Source organism: Curtobacterium sp. PvP017 (genome assembly GCF_054060195.1).
Genome location: NZ_JBSSCY010000009.1, coordinates 100541 through 107175, shown reverse-complemented (window position 1 = coordinate 107175; position 6635 = coordinate 100541). Strand labels below are relative to the sequence as shown.

Sequence of the window (6635 nt, the reverse complement as noted above, 5' to 3'; positions counted from 1 at the left end):
GCGGCGGGGGGGCGGGGGGGGGGGGCGGCGGGGGGCGGGGGGGGGGGGGGGGGCCCCCCCCCCGGGGCCCCCCCCCCCGGCCCCCCCCCCCCCCCCCCCGCGGCGCCCCCCCCCCCACCGCCACGGGGCGCGAATCGTCGGCCGCACCGTGCGCCGCGCTGCGCTACGCGCCGGCGGACAGGGCGCGCAGGGCCTCGGGGTCGCTCGCGTCGAGGAAGTCGGTCAGGCGCTCGGCCTCTCCGGGCTCCTCGATCGCCTCGGCCGCACGGCGCAGGGCGAACAGCGCCCGCAGGACGCCACGGTTCGGTTCGTGCGACCACGGCACCGGACCGACACCGCGCCACCCGGCCTTGCGCAGGGCGTCGAGCCCACGGTGGTACCCGACACGGGCGTAGGCGTAGGACTCCAGGGTCGCGCCGCGCGCCCACGCCTCGTCGGCGAGCAGGGCCCACGCCAGGCTCGACGAGGGGTGCGACACCACCACGCTGGCGACGGGAGCGTCGGCGGCGAGCGCCGCGGTCACCTCGGGTTCAGCGGGCAGCAGGGTCTCGGGGTTCGTCGAGGGGTTCGGCAACAGGTTCTCCGGCATGCCCCCAGCCTGTCATCCCTTGCGCGTCCCCGTGGCCGGGATTACCGTGGGTGGCACCTCGTCGTCATCGCGAGGCCCCCGGGGCGGGAGACCGACCGGCGGCGCGGATGGCGGTCACGGGGGTCCCCGACGGAAGAAGACGGATTGCTGTCGATCACCGGTTCTGCTCAGCCCACGCGCTGACACCGTGATCGCGCGCCCCGTCGGGCGCTCCACCGCACCGCGGTGGGTTCGGTGTCGTGCGCCCAGCATCGACACCGGGAGGCATCCCCATGCCCAGCAGTCCATCCGTCGTCCTGCACGACGTCACGTTCGCCTGGCCCGACGGCACCGTCGCGCTCGACCACCTCACCGCCGCCTTCGGGCGGGGCCGGACCGGCCTGGTCGGGAGGAACGGGGCCGGCAAGTCCACGCTGGTCCGGCTCGCCACCGGCCGGCTCCACCCCACGTCGGGCACCATCTCGACGTCGGGTCCCGTCGACCACCTGCCGCAACGCATCGCGACCGGGAGGGACGACGCCGTCGCCGACCTGCTCGGCATCCGGTCGACTCTCACCGCGCTCCGGGCCGTGCTGTCCGGTGACGCGTCGCCCGAGCACTTCGAGGCGGTCGGCGACGACTGGGACCTCGAGGAGCGGGCTGCCGCAGCGATCGCGAGCGTCGGGCTCGACGGCGCCGATCTGGAACGTCCGGTGTCGACGCTGTCGGGCGGGCAGTCCGTGCTCGTCGCCGTCGCCGGGGTGCGGTTGCGCGGCCGGCCGATCGCGTTCCTGGACGAGCCGACGAACAACCTCGACCGGCGGACACGCGGGCTCCTGCTCGACCTGGTCGACGACTGGCGCGGGACCCTCGTGGTGGTCAGCCACGACCGGGAGCTCCTCGAACACGTCGACGAGACGGTGGAGCTGCGGTCCGGGTCGATGACCGTGTTCGGTGGGACGTTCAGCGCGTTCGAGGACCACCTCGCCGTGCAGCAGGCGGCCGTCGAGCGCGAGGTCCGCGTCGCCGAGCAGCGGCACCGCACCGAGAAGCGACAGCGCATCGAGGCGGAGACGAAGATCGCCCGACGGGCGAAGGCCGGCGAGAAGGCCGGCCGCTCGATGCCGAAGATCCTGGCGAACGAGCAGCGGAAGAAGGCGCAGGAGACCGCCGGCCGGCTCCGCGTCGGGTACGCCGACGACGAGGCCGCTGCCCTCGAGGCGAAGCGGGAGGCACAGCTCCGGCTCCGTGACGACGAGTCCATCCACGTGACGCTGCCCGACCCGCACGTTCCCGCGTCTCGGCAGATCGCGACCGTCACGGTGCGCGGGCGGGACCAGATCGTGCAGGGACCGGAGCGCATCGCGGTCACCGGGGACAACGGCGTCGGCAAGTCCACGCTGCTCGAACAGCTCGTCGGCGACCCCGCGGCCCGCGAGCACCCGTTGCCGGAGACCACGGCCGTCGCGCACGTCGACCGGATCGCCTACCTGCCGCAGCGCAAGGACACCCTCGACGACGCCGCGACCGTGCTCGACAACGTGCGCCGGGACGCCCCGCACGTCGCCGTCGCCGAGGTGCGGAACCGGCTCGCGAAGTTCCTGGTGCGCGGCGACACCGTCGACCGGCCGGCCGGGGCGCTGTCCGGCGGAGAACGGTTCCGGGTGGCGCTCGCGGCCCTGGTGCTGGCCGACCCGCCGCCACAGCTGCTGGTGCTCGACGAACCGACGAACGACCTCGACCTCACGAGCGTCGACCAGCTCGTCGACGCGTTGCGGGCCTACCGCGGGGCGCTCGTCGTGGTCAGCCACGACGAGACGTTCCTGGAGCGCCTGGAGCTCGACGCGCGCATCGAGCTGTCGTAGCCCGCGGTCAGCGCCGTCGGGTCGGTCGGATCGCGAGCGACTCGACGGTGCCGCGCTCGGGCAGGTCGACGACGGCGCGGACCGCGGCGGCCACGTCCTCGGGTGCCAGGTAGTAGGCGGTGTCGTAGGACTCCCCGAGCTTCGCCACGAGCTGCCGCTGCATGTCCGAGTCGGTCCGTCCGGGGTGCACGCTCGACACCCGCACGCCGTTCGCCCGCTCCTCTTCTCGCAGGGCGTCGGCGAAGGCCCGCAGTGCGAACTTCGACGCCGCATACACGCCACCACCCGGGCCGGAGTGGAACCCGGAACCGCTGTTGATCGGCACGACGATGCCCCGCGCCGTCCGGAGTGCGGGCAGCGCCAGCCGGGTGAGCTCGGCGACGGCGAAGACGTTCGTCGCGAAGACCTGCTCCCACACGGCACGCGGGGTGTCGGCGACGGTCGTGCCCTGCTCGACGCCGGCGGAGTGCACGAGCACGTCGAGCCGCTCGGGCAACGCGGGGAACTCGCCCGCGCCCAGGTCACCGACGAACGGCGCCGCGCTCGGCAGTTCCGCGACGAGGGAGTCCACCGCGTCGGCGGACCGGCCACCCACGAGGACGTGGTGGGTGCGGCCGAGGTCGGCGGCGATCGCCCGGCCGATGCCGCGGGTGGCACCGGTCACCAGGGCGACCGGACGGTTCTGGAGCTGGTCTGTCGTCACGGAGGCCAGCCTACGGAAGCCGGGCCGGGCCTCCCGTCCGCTTCCGCGATCTGTGGAGAACCGTCACCGCGACGACCGCCGCGACCACCAGGACGGCCACCGCTGCGATGCCCCACGGCGAACCGGCGAGTGCAGCCACGACCGCCCAGAACACCGCGAGCCCGACGGTCGCGTAGAGGAAGGCCCACGCGACGCAGCCCGGCACCATCGCCATCGTGTACCGCCACCACGCCACCCGGGCCAGGCCAGCGGCGGCGTTCATCACCGTCTGCAGACCGACGACCACGAAGCTCACCGTCACCACGGGCAGTCCCCAGCGCTCGAGGAGCGTCGACCCACGGCGGACCGCTGGCGAGTGCAGCCAGCCGCCCCAACGGGAGCGGGACGCCCCCGTCACCGCGAGTCGCGCCACCCAGTACGTGGCCTGCGCGCGGCAGAACACGATCGCGAAGAGCGCGAGGACGAGCCACCGGAACGGCAGTCCCTCGAGGAAGTCGGGCACGCCTCGCACCGTAACGCCTCCGCCCGGAGGAACGCCCCGCGGGTCAGTCGCCGTCGGCGCCCTGCCGGATCCGGATCCCCTCGAGGACGTCCTGCGCGCGCTTCTCGTCCTGCTTCTCGATCTGACGGGTGTCGCGCTCGGGGAGCTGGATGTCCTCCTCTGCCCGGATGCCCGCCTGCAGCTCGCGGCCGCGCTCGATCTCGGCGTCGAACTCGGCGCCGAAGAGCAGCGCGTTGTTCGTGATCCAGATCCACAGCAGGAACACGATGACCCCACCGAGGGAGCCGTAGGTGGCGTTGTAGTTCGAGAAGTTCCCGACGTAGAAGCCGAAGCCGACGCTCGCGATGATCCAGATGAGGAGCGCCAGGATCGACCCGCCGCTGACCCAGGTGAACTTCGGCTGCTTGACGTTCGGCGACCAGTAGTAGAGCACCGCGACCACGACGATCGCGATGATCAGCAGGATCGGCCACTGCACGATGAGGAGCACCGTCGCAGCGACGTCCCCGAGGCCGATGACGTCACCGAAGCTGCGGGCGAGCGGACCGGAGACGAGCGTCAGCAGTCCGAGGACGAGCAGGATGACGGTCGCGAGCGTCACGCCGAGCATCGTCGGGCGGAGCTTCCAGATCGGACGCCCCTCGCGGACGTTGTAGATCCGGTTCATCGCCCGGCCGAACGCACCGACGTAGCCGGAGGCCGACCACAGGGCACCGACGAGACCGACGATGAACGTGACCGGGGCGGCGGGCGAGCGGACGAGTCCCTCGATCGGGTCCTGGAGCAAGTCCGCGACCTGGCCGCCGCCGACGTTGCGGACGACGTCCAGCAGCGACGTGATGGTGTCCGACGGGTTCGACACGAGACCGAGGATCGAGACGATCGCGAGCAGTCCGGGGAACAGCGCGAGGACCGTGTAGTACGTCAGGCCCGCTGCGAGGTCGGTGCACTGGTCGCTCGAGAACTCGCGCAACGTCTTCTTGAGCGTGTAGACGAGCGTCGGCTTCGTGAGGTCGGTGGGGTTGTCCGGCTTCCGGGAGTCGTCCGGGTCCGGCTTCTGCTGTTCCTGTGCCATCGGACTACCCCCGCGCCTTCAGGGCCTGCTTCGACCGCTTCACCGCTGCCTTGCGGTTCTTGTTCGCTCGTCGCTGCACCGCACTGATGCCGACCTGCTGCTTGACCCGGGCCTTGTGCGCCGGATCGCGTTCGAGCGCCTCCTCGGCAGCCTTCGCGCGGGCCTTGCGGCCCTTGCGGCCGGACTGCGCCTGCTCCTTGGCGGAGGGGGCGTCGCCGCGCGCGCCGAAGGGCAGCAGCGCGGTGAAGGCCGAACTCGCCGGCGGCGCGGCCAGGTGCCCAGCAGGGCGGTTCCGCAGCGCGATGCCGAGGACGATCGCCGCGACACCGGTCAGCCCGGTGATGCCCATCGCGACGAGCGGGGTCGGGTCGCGGTGCCAGCGCTGGCGGGTCTTCGCAGCAGCGAGACGTGCCCGCGCGGGGAGGTTCGCACGGCGCTTGAGTTCGGTGACGGTGTCGGTCATGCGCTCACGCGTGCGGACGTTCGCGAGTTCGAGCTCGGGGAGACTGTCCTTGGCCATTCCCCAGTTTCTACACGTCCGCGCCGGGGGCGCGCCCAGATGGCCGCGGCGCGGTCACGCGGGCCGTGTCGCGAGAGCGACAGTCCGCCGCGAACGTTCCGCGGCAGACCGTCGCTTTCGCAGCAGTGGGCGCGACCCCACGGCGGACGGGAGGCCCGGTGCGGGCCCGCCACGCGCCTCCCGTCCGTCAGCCGGTGCGCTCAGGACGGGACGACGACGTCCTCTGGCTGGCCGCTGGCCGCCGAGCGGGTGGCGGCCTCCATCAGCGCGAGGCTGCGCAGGTTGTCGCGGCCGCTCGTCGCCGGTGCGGGACCACCCTCGACCGAGCGTGCGAAGGCCTGCAGTCCACCCTGGCGGTCGGTGTGCTCGAGCACGGGCAGCTCGACGGGCTCGGCCTCGTCGTCCTGGGTCCGGCGGAGGGTGACGACGTCGCCGTCGATCGCGTTCGGCGCGCCGTCGCGGCTGGTGAACCAGAGCTCGCCGTCCTCGCCCTGGATGCTCCACTCGCCGGCCCACGCCGTACGGGGCCCACGGCTCAGCCAGCTGCCGCGGTAGCTGACCACCAGGCCGCCGTCGAGCTCGATGATCATCGAGGCGATGGCTTCGTCCTGGTACTTGCTGTACGACGGGAAGGTCGCCTTGGCGAAGACCCGGACGGCCTCCTGCCCGGTGACCATCCGGAGCAGGTCGAAGTGGTGGATGGCCATGTCGTTGATCATGGCGTGGGGGAACTTGTAGTGCGGGTGCTCCTCGAACGCCAGGTCGTTGTCCCACTGCCGGAAGTCGATGTTGATCGCGGACAGCTCGCCCACGGTGCCCGCAGCGAGCAGGTCCTGGACGGCGCGCGGTGCCGGGTACCAGCGGTAGTTCTGGCTGACCTGCAGCACGAGGCCGAGTTCCTCGGCACGGCGCACGGCGGTGACGGCCTCGTCCGTGGTGTTGGCGAACGGCTTCTCGACCAGGACGTGCTTGCCGGCGTCCAGGGCCTCGAGCGCGAGCGGCACGTGCGTGACGGCGGGCGCGGTGATGACGACGGCGTCGGCGTCGACCCCGGCGAGCGCCTCGGTCAGGGACGCGAACGCGGCGGACTCCGGCAGCCCGAGGTCCTGCTGCACGGCGGTCAGCGTCGCCGGCACCGGGTCGACGAGCCCGACCACCTCTACTTCGGCTACCTCTGGGATGGCGGTGCGGGCCCAGTTGCCGCCCCACCCTCCGAGACCGACGTGGATGATCCGGACCGTCATGCGTGCACTCCTTCGTGGCTGCTGCGTCACGACTCCCGTGGCGCGTCCGTCCAGTCTGTCAGGGCTGCGTACGGCGGCGCCGAGGTTGCGCGGCTCGCCGTGCGCGTGGCGCCGAGGTTCCACGACTCGCCGTGCGCGTGGCGCCGAGGTTCCACGGA

General features: G+C 72.7%; 7 protein-coding genes. 1 reads left to right on the top strand and 6 read right to left on the bottom strand.

The genetic code is table 11. The features are described 5' to 3' along the window. Positions 1-163: 163 nt before the first annotated feature. Positions 164-589 carry a DUF3151 domain-containing protein gene (locus tag ACVKXF_RS16120; RefSeq protein WP_123310550.1) on the bottom strand — a complete coding sequence of 142 codons (426 nt, stop codon included), beginning with the start codon at positions 587-589 and terminating at the stop codon, positions 164-166. Between the two features lie 272 nt (positions 590-861). Between ACVKXF_RS16120 and ACVKXF_RS16115 the strand changes: the two genes are divergently transcribed. Further along, a complete protein-coding gene (locus tag ACVKXF_RS16115) occupies positions 862-2433 on the top strand; it encodes an ABC-F family ATP-binding cassette domain-containing protein (RefSeq protein WP_456796336.1) in 1572 nt (523 codons plus the stop codon). 7 nt (positions 2434-2440) lie between these two features. On the opposite strand, the gene ACVKXF_RS16110 is transcribed toward ACVKXF_RS16115, so the two are convergent. From ACVKXF_RS16110 to ACVKXF_RS16090, 5 genes are all read right to left on the bottom strand, one after another. Then, the gene (locus tag ACVKXF_RS16110) at positions 2441-3136 is read right to left on the bottom strand and encodes an SDR family oxidoreductase (protein WP_456796335.1); all 696 of its coding nucleotides are present in this window, start codon (positions 3134-3136) and stop codon (positions 2441-2443) included. Positions 3137-3146: 10 nt separating this feature from the next. After that, positions 3147-3638 (bottom strand): VTT domain-containing protein, encoded by a 492-nt coding sequence (locus ACVKXF_RS16105; protein ID WP_340197460.1) that lies wholly within the window; start codon positions 3636-3638, stop codon positions 3147-3149. A 43-nt stretch (positions 3639-3681) separates the two neighbouring features. Continuing rightward, positions 3682-4713, bottom strand: coding sequence for a YihY/virulence factor BrkB family protein (locus tag ACVKXF_RS16100; RefSeq protein ID WP_123310554.1), 1032 nt, complete (start codon positions 4711-4713; stop codon positions 3682-3684). A 4-nt stretch (positions 4714-4717) separates the two neighbouring features. Next, positions 4718-5233, bottom strand: coding sequence for a hypothetical protein (locus tag ACVKXF_RS16095; protein WP_123310557.1), 516 nt, complete (start codon positions 5231-5233; stop codon positions 4718-4720). Between the two features lie 200 nt (positions 5234-5433). After that, positions 5434-6477: a Gfo/Idh/MocA family protein gene (locus ACVKXF_RS16090; RefSeq protein WP_123310559.1), complete on the bottom strand. Its 1044-nt coding sequence runs from the start codon at positions 6475-6477 to the stop codon at positions 5434-5436. Positions 6478-6635 lie beyond the last annotated feature (158 nt).

Excerpts from the sequence above, each read along its gene's own strand:
- ACVKXF_RS16120 (WP_123310550.1), bottom strand. The coding sequence starts at position 589 with ATGCCGGAGAACCTGTTGCCGAACCCCTCGACGAACCCCGAGACCCTG.
- ACVKXF_RS16115 (WP_456796336.1), top strand. The coding sequence starts at position 862 with ATGCCCAGCAGTCCATCCGTCGTCCTGCACGACGTCACGTTCGCCTGG.
- ACVKXF_RS16100 (WP_123310554.1), bottom strand. The coding sequence starts at position 4,713 with ATGGCACAGGAACAGCAGAAGCCGGACCCGGACGACTCCCGGAAGCCG.
- ACVKXF_RS16095 (WP_123310557.1), bottom strand. The coding sequence starts at position 5,233 with ATGGCCAAGGACAGTCTCCCCGAGCTCGAACTCGCGAACGTCCGCACG.
- ACVKXF_RS16090 (WP_123310559.1), bottom strand. The coding sequence starts at position 6,477 with ATGACGGTCCGGATCATCCACGTCGGTCTCGGAGGGTGGGGCGGCAAC.